General features: G+C 71.8%; 13 protein-coding genes and 1 riboswitch. Of the genes, 8 read left to right on the forward strand and 5 right to left on the reverse strand.

Annotation, left to right across the window (positions count from 1 at the left end):
- Positions 1-64: 64 nt before the first annotated feature.
- Positions 65-238, forward strand: a riboswitch (cyclic di-AMP (ydaO/yuaA leader).
- Between the two features lie 12 nt (positions 239-250).
- Both ACZ7MG_RS27650 and ACZ7MG_RS27655 read left to right on the forward strand, forming a co-directional pair.
- The gene (locus ACZ7MG_RS27650) at positions 251-1,039 is read left to right on the forward strand and encodes a M23 family metallopeptidase (RefSeq protein ID WP_471384776.1); all 789 of its coding nucleotides are present in this window, start codon (positions 251-253) and stop codon (positions 1,037-1,039) included.
- Between the two features lie 204 nt (positions 1,040-1,243).
- Positions 1,244-1,948 (forward strand): GntR family transcriptional regulator, encoded by a 705-nt coding sequence (locus ACZ7MG_RS27655; protein ID WP_471384775.1) that lies wholly within the window; start codon positions 1,244-1,246, stop codon positions 1,946-1,948.
- A 194-nt stretch (positions 1,949-2,142) separates the two neighbouring features.
- Here ACZ7MG_RS27655 and ACZ7MG_RS27660 read toward each other — a convergent pair whose 3' ends face one another.
- The gene (locus ACZ7MG_RS27660) at positions 2,143-2,424 is read right to left on the reverse strand and encodes an HPr family phosphocarrier protein (protein ID WP_451275152.1); all 282 of its coding nucleotides are present in this window, start codon (positions 2,422-2,424) and stop codon (positions 2,143-2,145) included.
- 202 nt (positions 2,425-2,626) lie between these two features.
- Between ACZ7MG_RS27660 and ACZ7MG_RS27665 the strand changes: the two genes are divergently transcribed.
- From ACZ7MG_RS27665 to ACZ7MG_RS27680, 4 genes are all read left to right on the forward strand, one after another.
- A complete protein-coding gene (locus tag ACZ7MG_RS27665) occupies positions 2,627-5,443 on the forward strand; it encodes a bifunctional acetate--CoA ligase family protein/GNAT family N-acetyltransferase (RefSeq protein WP_471384773.1) in 2,817 nt (938 codons plus the stop codon).
- Positions 5,444-5,584: 141 nt separating this feature from the next.
- The gene (locus ACZ7MG_RS27670; RefSeq protein WP_469076245.1) at positions 5,585-6,172 is read left to right on the forward strand and encodes a DUF5998 family protein; all 588 of its coding nucleotides are present in this window, start codon (positions 5,585-5,587) and stop codon (positions 6,170-6,172) included.
- Positions 6,172-7,359: an alkaline phosphatase family protein gene (locus ACZ7MG_RS27675; RefSeq protein WP_471384771.1), complete on the forward strand. Its 1,188-nt coding sequence runs from the start codon at positions 6,172-6,174 to the stop codon at positions 7,357-7,359. Before ACZ7MG_RS27670 ends, ACZ7MG_RS27675 begins: the two co-directional genes overlap by 1 nt.
- A gap of 49 nt (positions 7,360-7,408) precedes the next feature.
- Positions 7,409-8,056, forward strand: a complete 648-nt coding sequence (locus tag ACZ7MG_RS27680; RefSeq protein ID WP_471384769.1) for a thymidine kinase — start codon at positions 7,409-7,411, stop codon at positions 8,054-8,056.
- 60 nt (positions 8,057-8,116) lie between these two features.
- Here the strand turns inward: ACZ7MG_RS27680 and ACZ7MG_RS27685 are convergent, their stop codons facing one another.
- Positions 8,117-8,911 carry a VOC family protein gene (locus ACZ7MG_RS27685; RefSeq protein WP_471384768.1) on the reverse strand — a complete coding sequence of 265 codons (795 nt, stop codon included), beginning with the start codon at positions 8,909-8,911 and terminating at the stop codon, positions 8,117-8,119.
- 322 nt (positions 8,912-9,233) lie between these two features.
- On the opposite strand from ACZ7MG_RS27685, the gene ACZ7MG_RS27690 reads away from it, so the two are divergent.
- Complete coding sequence (locus ACZ7MG_RS27690; protein WP_471384767.1) at positions 9,234-10,061, forward strand: sulfurtransferase; 828 nt, start codon at positions 9,234-9,236, stop codon at positions 10,059-10,061.
- Positions 10,062-10,266: 205 nt separating this feature from the next.
- Here ACZ7MG_RS27690 and sepH read toward each other — a convergent pair whose 3' ends face one another.
- From sepH to ACZ7MG_RS27705, 3 genes are all read right to left on the reverse strand, one after another.
- The gene (gene sepH / locus ACZ7MG_RS27695) at positions 10,267-11,304 is read right to left on the reverse strand and encodes a septation protein SepH (RefSeq protein WP_471384766.1); all 1,038 of its coding nucleotides are present in this window, start codon (positions 11,302-11,304) and stop codon (positions 10,267-10,269) included.
- A gap of 418 nt (positions 11,305-11,722) precedes the next feature.
- Positions 11,723-13,042, reverse strand: a complete 1,320-nt coding sequence (locus ACZ7MG_RS27700; protein WP_471384765.1) for a D-arabinono-1,4-lactone oxidase — start codon at positions 13,040-13,042, stop codon at positions 11,723-11,725.
- Positions 13,002-14,243 (reverse strand): MFS transporter, encoded by a 1,242-nt coding sequence (locus tag ACZ7MG_RS27705; RefSeq protein ID WP_471384764.1) that lies wholly within the window; start codon positions 14,241-14,243, stop codon positions 13,002-13,004. Before ACZ7MG_RS27705 ends, ACZ7MG_RS27700 begins: the two co-directional genes overlap by 41 nt.
- 150 nt (positions 14,244-14,393) lie before the next feature.
- On the opposite strand from ACZ7MG_RS27705, the gene ACZ7MG_RS27710 reads away from it, so the two are divergent.
- Positions 14,394-15,521, forward strand: coding sequence for a ferrochelatase (locus tag ACZ7MG_RS27710; protein WP_471384763.1), 1,128 nt, complete (start codon positions 14,394-14,396; stop codon positions 15,519-15,521).
- Positions 15,522-15,526: the final 5 nt, after the last annotated feature.

The following is a 15,526-nucleotide window of genomic DNA, read 5'->3' on the forward strand; positions in this document are numbered from 1 at the left end:
TCGAAGACGGCCCACTTAGCGTCGGTCCGGCTGTTCGTCAGATGTTCGCCGCAGCCGCGGCACCGGACAGTCATCGCCGAGTCCCCGTATGGCGCGAGCCAGGGGAGCCGGGGACCCACCGAAGTCCCTGGGGTGAATCGGGTGCCCTTCGCGAGCCACGCGAAACGGGGGGCAGCCGTAGGAGACCTTCCTGCTCCGAACCCGTCAGCTAACCCGGTAGGCGAGAGGGAAGGAAAGGACCAGCCACTTCATGGCGTTCACCCGCGCCCCCGGGAAGCACCGCCGTCCCGGCCGTGTACAGCGCACGACCACGAGGAACGTGGGCGTCGCCGCTCTCACCACCACCGGTGTCTTCGGGACCCTGGCCGGACCCGCGCTCGCCGCGGAGGAGCCCGCCGTCGAGCAGACCGGCCTGAACCAGATCATCACCCTCGGCGACACGGTCGCCGATCAGGTCGACGCACAGGCCGCCGCCCAGGAGCAGGCCGCCGAGGTGGCCGCCGTCAAGAAGAAGGCGCAGGAGGAGGCCCGCAAGGCCGCCGCCGAGAAGGCCGAGCAGGAACGTGCCGCCGCCAAGGAGCGCGAGGAGATCAAGGCCCGTGCCGCCCGCGCGGCCGAGCGCGAGCGCCTGAACACCTATGTCTCGCCCATCAGCGGCTCCTACATCTCCACCGGCTACAAGGCCGGCGGCGCCGTCTGGTCCTCCGGCAGCCACACCGGTGTCGACTTCCACGCCGCGTCCGGCACCACCGTCCTCGCGGTCGGCTCCGGCACCGTCGTCGAGGCGGGCTGGGGCGGTGCGTACGGCAACAACATCGTGATCAAGATGGTTGACGGCACGTACACCCAGTACGGCCACCTGTCGTCCATCGGCGTCTCCGTCGGCCAGACGGTCACGCCCGGCCAGCAGATCGGCCTCTCCGGGGCGACCGGCAACGTCACCGGCCCGCACCTGCACTTCGAGGCCCGGACGACCGCCGAGTACGGCTCGGACATCGACCCCGTCGCGTATCTGCGCTCGCACGGTGTGAACGTCTGACGGACCCACCGCTTTGAGGAGGCCCCGGCTCATCGAGCCGGGGCTTTCCTCGTTGTGCGTACCTGTGGTGACGTGACGTACCTCCTGTCCAAAAAATATCCCTGGATTCCGGCCCGCCATCGGAAATTCCGGCTCGCTGCAATAGAGTCGCTGGAACACACGTCAACTATCGACGTTTCACGGGGATTAAGACGGAGGTCGGTCATGCGTATTCCGGCGCACTCGGTATGCACGGCGATCCGGGATGACATCGTCGCGGGTGTCTACGAGCGCGGCAGCCGTCTCACCGAGGAACTGCTCGCCCGCCGGTACGGCGTCAGCCGGGTCCCCGTGCGCGAGGCGCTGCGCACCCTGGAGGCCGAGGGGTTCGTGGTGACCCGCCGGCACGCGGGCGCGTGCGTCGCCGAGCCGACCGAGCAGGAGGCCGCGGACCTGCTGGAGATGCGCATGCTGCTGGAGCCGCTCGGTGCCGCCCGCGCCGCCCAGCGGCGCACGGAGGCGCACCTCAAGGTGTTGCGCGGCCTGGTCAGACTGGGCCAGGAGCGGGCCAGGAGGGGCACCAGCGACGATCTGCGCTCCCTGGGCGGCTGGTTCCATGAAACGCTCGCACAGGCGTCCGGCAGCCCCGCCCTGACCTCGACACTCGCCCAGCTGCGGCACAAGATCGCCTGGATGTACGCGGTCGAGGCGCCCGCCGACCCCGTGGAGTCCTGGGCGGAGCACGGCGGCATCGTGGACGCCGTCGCACGCGGCGACAGCGACCGGGCCCGGACGATCACCTCCCTGCACACCGAGCGCGCCACCGCCGCGCACCGGCTCCGATTTCCGGCCGGGGCCGCCGGGACGGAACGCCCGGACCGTGTGAGGACTTCGCAACACCCCGTAAACATGCCGAGCCTGCGGCATTAACACGGAAGCCGTATACAAAGAGGGAAGAATTCCGTGGGGCATTATTTCTGCTGCCCGCAGAACGGAATCAGGACGTAAATGCGAAGGGCTCGCCCGATAAAACGGACGAGCCCTTCGGCGTTTGTGCGGGTGATGTGTGTGGGAGGCTTTTCAGGCCTTTCCGCCGCGGTCACCCGTTGCGGTCGCCCGGTCGGTCAGACCGTCTCGGGGAGTTCTTCGAGCCCCTCGGCGACGAGCTTGGCCAGACGGTCGAGCGCGATGTCCGCGCCCTCGGCGTCGGAGGCGAGCACGATCTCCTCGCCGCCCTGGGCGCCGAGGCCCAGGACCGCCAGCATGGAGGCCGCGTTGACGGGGTTCCCGTCGGCCTTGGCGATCGTCACGGGGATACCGGAGGCCGTGGTGGCCCGGACGAAGATGGATGCGGGGCGGGCGTGGAGGCCCTCGGCCCAGCCGACGTTGACGCGGCGCTCAGCCATGTTGATGCTGCCCTTCAGGTGTCTCGGGTGCTGCAGAGAGGTCTAGACCGGGTTGTCTAGACCAGTTTCCCATATGGGGCGACGTACCGGAACGGGCCCACGGCCTGACCACGAACCGGCTGTCGCGCTTGTGTCGTGCTTCTGTTGTGCCTCCCCAGACTGGCCCGCGCCGCATGCGTACGCGAGCCGTACTCTGGGGCCCATGCAGACCTCGCCGGACCGGCACGAGTACCCCGCCCACTGGGAGGCCGACGTGGTGCTGCGCGACGGCGGCACCGCACGCATCAGGCCCATCACCGTCGATGACGCCGAGCGTCTTGTCAGCTTCTACGAGCAGGTCTCGGACGAGTCGAAGTACTACCGCTTCTTCGCGCCGTACCCTCGCCTGTCCGCCAAGGACGTCCACCGCTTCACGCACCACGACTTCGTGGACCGGGTGGGGCTCGCCGCCACGGTCGGCGGCGAGTTCATCGCCACCGTACGCTACGACCGCATCGGCGCCGACGGCATGGCCGCGTCCGCCCCCGCCGACGAGGCCGAGGTCGCCTTCCTCGTCCAGGACGCCCACCAGGGCCGCGGCGTCGCCTCGGCCCTCCTCGAACACATCGCCGCCGTCGCCCGCGAACGCGGCATCAGACGCTTCGCCGCCGAGGTGCTCCCCGCCAACACCAAGATGATCAAGGTGTTCACCGACGCCGGGTACCAGCAGAAACGCAGCTTCGAGGACGGCGTCGTCCGCCTGGAGTTCGACCTGGAGCCCACCGACCGCTCCCTCGCCGTGCAGCGCGCCCGGGAGCAGCGGGCCGAGGCCAGATCCGTGCAGCGGCTGCTCGCCCCCGGCTCGGTCGCCGTCGTCGGCGCCGGGCGCACGCCGGGCGGAGTGGGCCGCGGCCTGCTCGCCAACCTCCGGGACGCCGGCTTCACCGGGCGGCTGTACGCGGTGAACAGGGCCCTCGGGGAGGACGAGAAGGATCTCGACGGGGTGCCCGCACACCGGTCCGTCACCGACATCGAGGGCCCCGTCGACCTCGCGGTCGTCGCCGTCCCGGCCGCCCACGTCCCCGAGGTCGTCGCCGAGTGCGGGGAACACGGCGTGCAGGGACTGGTGGTCGTCTCCGCCGGGTACGCCGAGAGCGGCCCCGACGGGCGCGAGCGCCAGCGCGAACTGGTGCGCCAGGCCCGCACCTACGGCATGCGCATCATCGGGCCGAACGCCTTCGGGATCATCAACACCGCCGCCGACGTACGGCTCAACGCCTCGCTCGCCCCCGAGGTGCCCCGCCCCGGGCGCATCGGCCTCTTCGCCCAGTCCGGCGCCATCGGTATCGCGCTGCTGTCCCGGCTGCACCGGCGCGGGGGAGGGGTCACCGGCGTCACGGGCGTCTCCACCTTCGTGTCGTCCGGCAACCGCGCGGACGTCTCCGGGAACGACGTCCTGCAGTACTGGTACGAGGACCCGCACACCGATGTCGTCCTCATGTATCTGGAGTCCATCGGCAACCCGCGCAAGTTCACCCGCCTCGCCCGGCGCACGGCGGCGGTCAAGCCGCTCGTGGTGGTGCAGGGGGCGCGCCACGGCTCCGCGCCCCTGGGGCACGCCGTGCGCGCCACCCAACTGCCCCACACCACCGTGTCCGCGCTGCTGCGCCAGGCCGGGGTGATCCGGGTCGACACGATCACCGAACTGGTCGACGCGGGGCTGCTGCTGGCCCGGCAGCCGCTGCCGGCCGGACCCCGGGTGGCGATCCTCGGGAACTCCGAGTCGCTCGGCATGCTGACGTACGACGCGTGCCTCTCCGAGGGGCTGCGACCGCTGCCGCCGCTGGACCTGACGACCGGGGCCTCGGCGCGGGACTTCCACGCGGCGCTGTCGCGGGCCCTCGCCGACGACTCGTGCGACGCGGTGGTGGTGACGGCGATACCGGCGCTGGGGGAGACGTCGCCCGGGGACGCTGCGCTGGCGGAGGCGCTGCGGAGCGCTGCCGCGGGGACGCCGTCGAAACCGGTGCTCGTGGTGCACGTCGAGCTGGGCGGCTTGGCGGAGGCGTTGTCGGCCGCGGCCAGCACGGCACCACAGGCAGGTCGCACGGCACCGGAACGACCGCCCACCGAGGCGCACGACACGGCGGACGTCCCGCCCGCGCCCTCCTCCGAAGCGCACCTCATCCCCGCCTACCCCGCCGCCGAACGAGCCGTCCGCGCCCTCTCCGAAGCCGTGCGCTACGCCCAGTGGCGGCGGGAGGCGGCGGAGCCGGGGCGCGTGCCGGAGTTCGAGGACATTGACGAGAAGGGAGCGGCGGAGCAGATCGACGCGCTCCTGACCAGGGGCGAAGGGCTCATGCTCGGGGCGGAGGAGACGGGCACGCTGCTCGCGCGGTACGGCATCGGGCTCCGCCAGGCACGGCCCGCGCCCACCCCCGACGAGGCGGCGAGCGCGGCGGAGGCCATCGGCTACCCCGTCGCGCTCAAGACGACCGCCCCGCACCTGCGGCACCGCGCCGACCTGGGCGGCGTACGGCTCGACCTGGCGGACGAGGAGCAACTGCGGCGGGCGTACACGGAGTTGACGGAGCTGTTCGGCGGGCCGGATGAACTGCGTCCGGTCGTCCAGGGCATGGCCCCGCGCGGGGTCGACACGATCGTACGGACCGTGGTGGACCCGGCGGCCGGAGCGGTGCTCTCGTTCGGGCTCGCCGGACCCGCGTCGCAGCTGCTCGGGGACATGGCGCACCGCCTGATCCCGGCCACCGAGCGGGACGTGGCCTCGCTGGTCAGGTCGATCCGGACGGCACCGCTCCTCTTCGGCTGGCGGGGCTCCGCCCCCGTCGACACGGGGGCACTGGAGGAGCTGCTGCTGCGGGTCTCCCGGCTGGTCGACGACCACCCCGAGGTCGTGGCGGTCTCCCTGGAACCCGTCGTCGTCGCTCAGCACGGCCTGAGTGTCCTCGGCGCCACCGTCCGGCTCGCGCGCCCGCCCGTGCGGGACGACCTCGGCCCGCGGACGCTCCCGGTGTACTGAGGGCGCCGCTCCCGGACCGCCGGAGACGGCGCACGCACCCCCCACGGGCGGCGCACAGGCCCGCGCATTGAACCGTCCACGACAGAACAGAGACGGCAGAGCGGTCCCTCGCAGTCAGTGCGCCACCGTAGGATGGACGTCATGGCCAAGACCAGTACGACGACCCAGGGGCTGCGTGCGGCGATCGAGCGCAGCGGCTACTACCCGGCCCTCGTGGCCGAGGCGGTGGAGGCCGCTGTCGGCGGCGAGGCCATCAAGTCGTACCTGGTCCATCAGGAGACGACGTTCGACGCGAACGAGGTACGGCGCCATGTCACCGTCCTCGTCCTCACGGCCAACCGCTTCATCGTGAGCCACACCGACGAGCAGGCCGCGGACAGCACCTCCCCGACGCCGTACGCCACGACGTCGACCGAGTCGGTGAAGATCGGCCGGATCTCCTCGGTCGTGCTCAGCCGGGTCGTCGCCAACCCGGAGTCGTACGCGCCGGGCACCCTGCCCCGCGAGGTCGTCCTGACCATCGGCTGGGGCGCCGTCTCCCGTATCGACCTGGAGCCCGCCGCCTGCGGTGACCCCAACTGCGAGGCGGACCACGGGTACACGGGCAGCTCGACGGCGGACGACCTCAGCCTGCGGGTCAGCGAGGCCGGGGACGGCCCGGAGACCGTGCGCCAGGCCCTCGCCTTCGCCCAGTCGCTCTCCGAGGCGACCGCGGACACCGCCCGCTGATGGCGCTGCCCACCTGGGACCACCCGGAACCCCTAGCCGTCGGCTCCGCCCCCGTCCCCGAGTACGGCACCGGCTCGCTCGCCGACCTCCTGCCCACCCTCGCGGCGGGCATGGGCGTCCCCGGAACGACCGCGTCGATACCGGAGCTGACGGCGGCCGACCGGGCCTGTGTGTTCCTGGTCGACGGCCTGGGCTGGGAGCAGCTGAGGGCCCACCCCGACGAGGCGCCCTACCTGACCGCGCTGCTGGCGTCCTCGCGCGGCGGCACCGGTCGCCCCATCACCGCGGGCTACCCCGCCACCACCGCCACCTCCCTCGCCTCCGTGGGCACCGGCCTGCCCCCGGGCGCGCACGGACTGCCCGGCTACACGGTCCGCGACCCGGGGACCGGGGGGCTGATGAACCAGCTCCGCTGGCAGCCGTGGACGTCCCCGCGCGTGTGGCAGCCGTACCCCACGATCTTCCAGCTCGCCGACCGGGCCGGCGTGCACACCGCCCAGGTCACCGCCCCGGCCTTCCAGAACACGCCCCTCACCCAGATCGCGCTGAGCGGCGGCACCTTCCACGGCCGCCTCTCCGGCGAGGACCGCATGGACGTGGCCGCCGAGCAACTGGCGGCCGGCGACCGCGCGTTGATCTACACCTACTACTCCGAGCTGGACGGCGCGGGGCACCGCTTCGGTGTCGACTCGGACGCCTGGCGCGGCCAGCTCATGCACGTCGACCGGCTGGTCCAGCGCCTCGCCGAGCAACTCCCGCCGCGCACCGCGCTGTACGTCACCGCCGACCACGGCATGATCGACATCCCGTTCGACGAACAGCACCGCATCGACTTCGACGAGGACTGGGAGCTGCGCGCCGGGGTCGCCCTGCTGGGCGGCGAGGGCCGCGCCCGCCATGTGTACGCCGTACCGGGCGCCGAGTCGGACGTCCTGACCTGCTGGCGCGAGGTGCTGGGCGAGCAGTTCTGGATCGCCTCGCGCGACGAGGCGATCGCGGCGGGCTGGTTCGGCCCGCACATCGACGAGCGGGTGTACGCCCGCATCGGCGACGTCGTCGCGGCCGCCCGTGACGACGTCCTGATCATCGCCTCCGAGCGGGAGCCCAAGGAGTCGGCGATGGTCGGCAACCACGGCTCGATGACCCCCGTGGAGCAGCTGGTCCCGCTCCTCGAAGTACGCTCCTGAAGCGCGACCACAGACCTTGGATCTCTTGCCGAAAGGTGCTCAACCCACCATGCCCGAGCTGGTGTTCTTCTCCGGAACCATGGACTGCGGGAAGTCGACGCTGGCCCTCCAGATAGAGCACAACCGTTCGGCACGCGGCCTCCAGGGCATGATCTTCACGCGTGACGACCGCGCGGGCGAGGGCAAACTGTCGTCGCGGCTCGGCCTGGTGACCGACGCCGTGGAGGTCGAGGACGGCCAGGACCTCTACGCGTACCTCGTCGACCACCTCTCCCAGGGCCGCCGCGCGGACTACGTGATCGCCGACGAGGCCCAGTTCCTCGCCCCCGAGCAGATCGACCAACTCGCCCGTGTCGTGGACGACCTGAGCCTCGACGTCTACGCCTTCGGCATCACGACCGACTTCCGCTCCAAGCTCTTTCCCGGCTCCCAGCGTCTGGTCGAACTGGCCGACCGCGTCGAGGTCCTCCAGGTCGAGGCCCTGTGCTGGTGCGGTGCCCGCGCCACGCACAACGCCCGCACCATAGGCGGTCAGATGGTGGTCGAGGGCGCCCAGGTCGTCGTCGGCGACGTCAACCAGCCCGACGACATCGGCTACGAGGTCCTCTGCCGCCGTCACCACCGCCGCCGCAGGACGGCCGCCACGGCCCGCGCGGGCACCCTCTCCCCGGACGTCCTGCCGGTCGAGACGGTCTGACCGGAACACCCGGGTCCGCGCCGGGGATCACCCGGCCGTGTGAACGCCCACTCACCGGCTTCAGCGTTCCGTGCGCACCACCGCGAACTTCGCCCCCTCCGGGTCGGCGAGCGAGGCCACGGGGCCGTGCGGGGTGTCATGGGTGGGTTTCAGGACGTGTCCGCCGAGTTCGATGACACGGTTGGCGGCCTCGTCGGGGTCGGCCACCTCGAAGTAGGTCAGCCAGTGGGGGCCGCGGTCGCGGGGGAGGGCGGTGCCGACCCCGTGGATACCGGCGACGGGACGGCCCTCGATGCGGAGGGTGACGTAGTCGAGGTCGTCCGAGACCACCGGCTCCTCCTCGAAGCCGAAGGCCGTCTCGTAGAACTTGGCGACCAGCGAGCTGTCCACGGTGAGCAGTTCGTCCCACGCCGGGGTGCCGGGGACGCCCGTGATGTCCGCGCCGAGATGCTCCGCCGCCTGCCAGATGCCGAACACGGCCCCCGCGGGGTCGGAGGCGATCGCCAGCCGGCCCGCCTCACCGGCGTCCAGCGGACCCACGCCGACGGTGCCGCCGCAGTGCCGTACCGTCTCCGCCGTCTGGTCCGCGTCGGCCGAGGCGAAGTACGGCGTCCAGGCGATGGGGAGGTGGCGGTCGGGCGGCAGCTGGCCGATGCCCGCCACCTGGCGCCCGTCGAGCAGCGCCCGCACGTACGGGCCGAGCTGCTGGGGACCCGGCTGGAACTCCCAGCCGAACAGCGCCCCGTAGAAGTCCTGGGTCGTGGCCATCCCGTGCACCATCAGGCTCACCCAGCAGGGTGTGCCCGGTGGATACGCCCCACCGTGCCGGCCGGTCGACCCCCGTGCCTCGGTCATCGTCACTCTCTCCTCGGCCCCTCGCGGTGGCCGTGTCCGTCCGCCCTCCGTACGCGTGTACCGCGTCCACGCGCGATCACGCCCCGTGCCGATGCTCGCACCACCCGTAGCGCCACGGGCCCACGCCGCACCGCCGCGCGACGCGTACGTACGCGAGGATGCCGGGCTCGCCGGTACCGGTCGCTTGCCGTGTCACTGCCGTGCGGTGTCCATCGGTTGTACGGCATGTGCCCGACCCCGTACGCCTCGTGATCGGCACCGCCCGGCGGGCAGAGTAGCCCGACCCGGGCGACGCGGCCACCCTGTGCGCGAGGATGGGGCCATGAACGCCATCATCTCGGCCCCCGACCTCGGACACGAGCTGGCGGGAGTCCGCCCGCCGGTCCTCCTGGACGTCCGTTGGCAGTTGGGCGGCCCGAATCTGCGCCCCGAGTACGAGAAGGCACACATCCCGGGAGCGGTCTTCGTCGACCTGGACGCCGAACTCGCCGGCCCGGCGGGCTCCGGCGGCCGCCACCCGCTGCCCGACACCGACGCCTTCGCTGCGGCGATGAGGGCGGCCGGTGTCTCGGCCGACCGCCCCGTCGTCGTGTACGACGGCGGCCTCAACTGGGCGGCGGCGCGCGCGTGGTGGCTGCTCCGTTGGGCCGGGCACCCCTCGGTCCGGGTCCTGGACGGCGGTCTGGCCGCCTGGGAGGGCCCGTTGACGGCCGAGGTCCCGGAGCCCGTGCCCGGCACCTTCGAGCCCGTGCCCGGCGCGCTGCCGCTGCTCGACGCGGACGGCGCCGCCGCGCTGGCCCGTACCGGCCTCCTCCTGGACGCACGGGCCGCCGAGCGCTACCGGGGCGATGTGGAGCCCATCGACCCGGTCGGCGGGCACATCCCGGGCGCGGTGTCGGCGCCGACCACGGAGAACGTGGCCGGATCCGGCCGCTTCCGGACCGCCGCCGAACTCGCCGACCGCTTCAAGGGACTCGGCGCCACCGCCGAGTCCGAGGTCGGCGTCTACTGCGGCTCCGGCGTCTCCGGAGCCCACCAGGTGCTGGCGCTGGCCGTCGCGGGCATCCCGGCGGCCCTGTACGTGGGCTCGTGGTCGGAGTGGTCCCGGGACGGCAGCCGACCGGTGGCCACGGGGCCCGACCCGCAGTGATCCGGCGCTGACGGCATGCCGGGGCCCGCGTCTGAACGACGCGGGCCCCGTGCACGTATGAATGACCGATCCTGCAACCGACAGGAACTACAAGAACCACAGGAACTACAAGAACCACAGGAGCTACAAGAACCACAGGGACTACCCGAGAGAAACGGATCTGCTTGACGAGCGACCGTTCCAACTCCCCACCGCCGTACGCCCGCTACTCCTGCTTCTTGCGTCTCGTGCCGAACACGATCTCGTCCCAGCTGGGCACCGCCGCACGTCGGCCCGGCCGGACGCCGTCGGCCTCGGCCTGGCGGTCGGTGGCACCGATGAGCCGGTCGCGGTGGCCGTTGACCGACCGTGGCATGAGGACATCCGCATAGGCGGAGCCGGCCGAGGCCGCGGGGGCCGCGGACTCCTCCTCCGCCACCTCCTCGACGGAGGCGGCCTCCTCCTGCGGTTCCACGGAGGGCAGTTCGGGCACCACCAGGTCGCCCCGGTAGCTGGGCACGGCCTCCAGGATGCTGGTGAGCGAGTCGCGCTCGCTCACCAGGTCCTCGTCGGGCTCGGGGGGCGGGGACGGCAGGGCGGGACGTTCCGCCTGGCGGTCCAGGGGGCGGTCACGGGGCAGCCGCGCGATCCTCGGCACGAACGGGAAGCTGGGCTCGGGCGTCCCGAGGTCGTCGGACTCACCGATCAGCGAGCGCGCCTCGTCGTCGACGGCCTGGACGAGCCGCCGGGGCGGGTCGTACGTCCAGCTCGCCGAGTGCGGTTCGCCCGCGACCAGGTAGACCAACAGGACTTCCCAGGTGCCGTCGTCGCGGCGCCACGAGTCCCACTGGACGGTGTCCTTCTCGGCGCCGCGCAGCAGCAGCCGCTCCTGGACGGCTTCGCCGAGCTGGGGCCCCGCGGCGTTCTCGCCGGGGCGGCGGACCGGGGTCTTGCGGGCCCGCTCGGCCATGAAGGCGCGCTCGGCCAGGACGGGGCCCTCGAACCGGCGGACCCGGTCGACGGGGATGCCGGCGAGCTGCGCGACCTCCTCGGCCGTGGCACCCGCGCGTATACGCGCCTGGATGTCACGGGGGCGGAGATGGCTCTCCACCTCGATCTCGATCTGACCGAGGCGAGGACGGTCGCCGCGCACGGCGGCACGCAGCCGTTCGTCGATCGGCAGCGTGTACTCCGTGGAATCGGCAGCCTTCAGCACCAGCCGTGTGCCGTCATTGGAGACGGCCACGACACGCAGTTCGGGCATGGGGACCTCCCGGGTGGTGCCTGCCGACGTCACGTGCGTCGCTGCTTCCGCTAGTCGAGTGTTCCGCTAGTCGAGTGTGGCCTGCCCGGGTGCAGCCTGCCACAACCTTGCCGAGTTGCCCGGCGTGTCGGGCGTGAGCCCGAGGCTGCCGTTATGGCACGGTTATCAATTCGCAACGCTAAGTGACGAACCTCATCACCCTGTGCAACGATCCCCCTCCCGGTGGTCCTGGAAGGCCCCGGACACCCTGGCGGGAGTCCGGACCCAGGGCTCGCAACAGTACTCCATTCGGGCCACTTGCGTGGATCGGCACGCCGCTCAACTTCTCATGGGAGACGTCGATCCGCCGCCGGAACAGACCTTTTCGTGACCGCGGGAGGGACCCGCTTCACACGATCATCGACAAACGCCCGCCCGGCTACGCCCCGAGCACCCGGCGCAAGTAGTCGTTCTGGAACCGCCGTTCGGGGTCGAGCCGGTCACGCAGCGCGGTGAACTCGCCGAAGCGGGGGTAGACCTTGGCGAAGTAGTCCGTGTCCCGGGTGTGCACCTTGCCCCAGTGCGGCCGTCCCTCGTGCGCGGTGAAGATCCGCTCGGCGGCGGTGAAGTACGCCTGATAGGGCGTGCCTTTGAACATGTGCACGGCGATGTAGGCGCTCTCGCGGCCGGAGGCGGTGGAGAGCGTGATGTCGTCGGCCGGTGCGGTGCGCACCTCGACGGGGAAGCTGACGCGCAGCTTCGAACGGTCGACCATCGCCTTGAGTTCACGCAGCGTGTCCACCAGGGCCTCACGCGGAACGGCGAACTCCATCTCCACGAACCGCACTCGGCGCGGAGAAGTGAAGACCTTGTAGGGGATGTCGGTGTAGGTCCGCGAGGACAGGGCGCGGCTGGAGATCTGGGCGATCGTCGGGATGGTGGCGGGGACCGCCTGGCCGACCCAGTTGGCCACCTGGAAGACGCCGTTGGAGAGGAACTCGTCCTCGAACCAGCTGTTCAGCTGTGGTACCGGCTTCTCGGGGCCCGCACTGCGGTTGTTGCGCTTGGTGTTGGTGTTGCCGGTGTGCGGGAACCAGTAGAACTCGAAGTGCTCGTTCTCGGCGTGCAGTTCGTCGAACTCGGCCAGCACCCGCTCGAACGGCATCGGTTCCTCGCGCGCCGTGAGCAGGAAGATCGGCTCCACCGCGAAGGTGATCGCGGTGACGATGCCGAGGGCGCCGATGCCGACGCGGGCCGCCGCGAACACGTCGGGGTTCTCCGTCGCGGAGCAGGTGAGGATCGAGCCGTCGGCGGTGACCAGTTCGAGTCCGCGGATCTGGGCGGCTATCGAGGCCGAGTCACGGCCGGTGCCGTGCGTTCCGGTGCTGGTCGCCCCCGAGACCGTCTGCTCCATGATGTCGCCCATGTTCGTGAGCGACAGCCCCTCGCGCGCGAGAGCCATGTTGAGTCTCTTGAGCGGGGTGCCGGCGGCCACCGTGACGGTCATGGCCTCACGGTCGATCTTGCGTATACCGGTCAACAGTTGAGGGCGGATCAATACACCGTCGGTCGCGGCGGCGGCCGTGAAGGAGTGGCCGGTGCCGACCGCCTTCACCCGGAGGTCGTCCTCGGCGGCCTGCCGTACGGCGGCGGCGAGTTCCTCGACGGTGGCCGGGGTGACCTCCCGTACGGGCCGGGCGGTGACGTTCCCCGCCCAGTTACGCCACGTGCCGCTCTTGCCGATCACTGTGGTGCTCATGGGGCCCTCCCCGCCTTGGAGCCGGCCTGCGCAGCCGGCGGTACCCGAGGAAACCGACCGCGACCGCGACGGCTCCGGAGGCCGCCGGAACCACGTACCCCGCCTTCGCCCCGGCCGCGTCGATCACCCAGCCGGAGACCGAGGAGCCGAGCGCGACGCCGACCGCGAGCCCGGTGCCCACCCAGGTCATGCCCTCGGTCAGTTGCGTGCGTGGTACGTGCTCTTCGATCAAGGACATCGTCGTGATCATCGTGGGTGCGATGGACAGTCCCGCCACGAAGAGCGCCACGGCCAGAAACGGCAAGTTTCCGACCAGTAGGAGGGGGATCATACTCACGGCCATGCCGCATACGCCCAGCAGCCACCGGCGTTCGGCGGCCCCGGCGAAGCGCAGCAGCCCGAAGGCGATGCCCGCGGCGCACGAACCGGCCGCGTAGAGGGCCAGCACGACGCTCGCGGCGGCCTTGTGACCCCGCTCCTCGGCGAAGGCCACGGTGACCACGTCGACCGCCCCGAAGATCGCCCCGGTCGCCACGAAGGTGGCCACCAGGACCTGAAGGCCGGGCGAGCGCAGCGCCGATCGGCCCTTGTCGTGCCGCGCGCGCGGGTGCGGCGCCGGCTCGGTGGCGCGCTGGGCGGTCAGCCAGAAGACACCCGCGGCGAGGAAGCAGGCGGCGAGCAGCGGACCGGCCTCCGGGAACCACGCGGTGGACAGCCCGATGGAGATGATCGGCCCGAAGATGAAGCAGACCTCGTCGATGACCGACTCGAAGGAGTACGCGGTGTGCAGCTGCGGGGTGTCCCGGTAGAGGGCCGCCCACCGCGCGCGGGTCATCGCCCCGAGACTCGGCACACAGCCGATGCCGGCCGAGCAGAGGTACAGCACCCAGTCCGGCCAGCCGTAGTGCGCGGCGAACAGCAGCCCCGCGGCGGCCGACAGGGCGACCAGCGTCGCCGGGCGCAGCACCCGCCGCTGTCCGTACTGATCCACCAGGCGCGAGATCTGCGGGCCGAGCACGGCGGCGGACAGGGCGATGGTCGCCGAGAGCGCGCCGGCCAGGCCGTACCGCCCGGTGAGCTGGGAGATCATCGTGACCACGCCGATGCCCATCATCGACAGCGGCATCCGGCCGAGGAGGCCCGCGGCGGTGAAGCCCTTGGTGCCGGGGGCGGCGAACAGGGCGGTGTAGGGGCTGGGCACGGGGGCTCCGGTCGGTCCGGTAAGAGGAGGAACTGATTCCTCGTAAGGTGCGAAGGCGGTCGATACAGCTTACGGGTCAGGTCACCCCGAGTCATCCTCGGGCGTGGGCCGGGATCCCGTCCGTCGGTGCCGAGTGGCAGGATCGACGACATGCCACACGCGCACGACGCCACCCCCTACGACGCCCTGCTCCTGCTCTCGTTCGGCGGCCCGGAGGGCCCGGACGACGTGGTCCCGTTCCTGGAGAACGTGACGCGGGGGCGCGGCATCCCCAAGGAACGCCTCAAGGAAGTCGGTCAGCACTACTTCCTGTTCGGCGGGGTCAGTCCCATCAACGACCAGAACCGCGCCCTGCTCGACGCCCTCCGCAAGGACTTCGCCGAGCACGGCCTGGACCTGCCGGTCTACTGGGGCAACCGCAACTGGGCGCCCTACCTGACCGACACCCTGCGCGAGATGGTCGCCGACGGCCGCCGCCGCGTCCTGGTCCTCACCACCAGCGCGTACGCCTCGTACTCGGGCTGCCGCCAGTACCGCGAGAACCTCGCCGACTCGCTCGCCGCCCTGGAGGCCGAGGGCCTGGAGCCGCCGAGGATCGACAGGATCCGGCACTACTTCAACCACCCGGGCTTCCTGGAGCCCATGATCGACGGCGTCCTGGAGTCGCTCGCCGACCTCCCCGAGGACGTCCGCGACGGCGCGCACCTCGCCTTCTGCACCCACTCCATCCCGAACGCCTCGGCGGACACCTCCGGCCCGGTCGAGGACCACGGCGACGGCGGCGCGTACGTCGCGGAGCACCTGGACGTCGCGCGGCTCATCGCCGACGCCGTGCGCGAGCGGACCGGTGTCGAGCACCCCTGGCAGCTCGTCTACCAGTCCCGTTCCGGCGCCCCGCACATCCCCTGGCTGGAGCCCGACATCTGCGACCACCTTCAGGAGCGGCACGAGGCCGGCGTCCCGGCCGTCGTGATGGCACCCATCGGCTTCGTCTCGGACCACATGGAGGTCTTGTACGACCTCGACACCGAGGCCATGGCCAAGGGCGAGGAGCTGGGCCTGCCGGTCCGCCGCTCGGCCACCGTGGGCGCCGACCCCCGGTTCGCCGCCGCGATCCGCGACCTCGTCCTGGAGCGCGCCGCCACCGAGCAGGGCCGGGACGTGACCCCCTGCGCGCTCGGCGCCCTCGGCGCGAGCCACCATCTGTGCCCGGTCGGCTGCTGCCCGGCCCGCGCACCGCGCCCCGCCGCCGCGGGCGCCGACAGCCCGTACGCGTGAGGAGC

The organism is Streptomyces sp. NPDC107538 (assembly GCF_055657445.1).